The sequence below is a fragment of the Aquipuribacter hungaricus genome, assembly GCF_037860755.1.
Classification (GTDB): Bacteria; Actinomycetota; Actinomycetes; order Actinomycetales; family JBBAYJ01; genus Aquipuribacter; species Aquipuribacter hungaricus.
The window spans coordinates 1-899 of sequence record NZ_JBBEOI010000472.1 but is presented as its reverse complement, the minus strand read 5'-3'; the positions used below and the strand labels follow the sequence as shown (position 1 = coordinate 899).

Genomic DNA, 899 nt, shown 5'->3' with positions numbered 1-899 from the left:
CGCCCTGCTGGTCGGCGCGTCCGGGGCCGGCGCGTCGCTGCTACCGGGCCCGGCCACCGTCGACCTCGCCGCGCTGGCACCGGGGACCGCGGGCCTGGCGGGCCTGCGGCTGCGGGTCGGCGCGGTCGGCGCCGGGGCGACGCTGGACGGCTGCGAGCGCGACGAGTCCCGCACCTGGCTCACCCGCGGGTACGGGGTCGCCGGCCTGGTGCTCGAGGCCGACAGCCCCGCCGTCGTGGCGCTGCGCGCCCAGGCCCAGGCGGCCGCGGCCAGCGCCGGTGCGCGGGCCGTGGCGCTGCAGGGCCCGCTCGCGTCGACCGCGTCCAGCAGGCTGCTGTCGCTGCTGGGAGGGGTGCTGCAGACGAGCACCGCCACCGTCACCGTCGACGTCCCCGCCGCGGTCGCGCCGCTGCTCCAGCAGACCCTCACCGACGGTGTCGTCTCCGTCGACCTGGCCGCCGGCCGGGTGCGCGTGGACCTCGCCGCGCTCGCGGGCGGCCTGGACGGCCGCGCCCCCGGCACCCGCGTCACCCTCGACGCGGCCACCGCCGCAGCCGTCTCGGCCCGGGTCGACGCGCTGCTGGGGGCATGGTCGTCGACGGTCGCGGCCACCGTGGACGCCACGGTGCGGGCGGCCACGGTCGTCGTCACCTCCGGGGTGACCGTGCTCGGCCTGGGCCTGCAGACCCTGACGATCAGCGGCACCCTCGGCGGGCTCGCCGCCGGCCAGGCGACCTCGCTCACCCGTGTGCTGGTCTCCCTGGGGGACGCGACGTCCGTCCTGTCGGTGCTGGCGGCCCCCGTGACCGCGGCGCTGACCGGCGCCGGGGGGGTGCTGCCCGTCCTCACCGGCACGCTCGCGGCCGCGCTGCCGCCCGTCGCGGCCGCGGCGTCGGCCG

At 80.3% G+C, this 899-nt stretch carries 1 protein-coding gene; it reads left to right on the top strand.

Translation table 11 applies throughout. From position 1 onward, the window contains the following. The coding region (locus WCS02_RS20695) for a choice-of-anchor G family protein (protein ID WP_340296198.1) at positions 1–899 on the top strand (899 nt) is incomplete at both ends.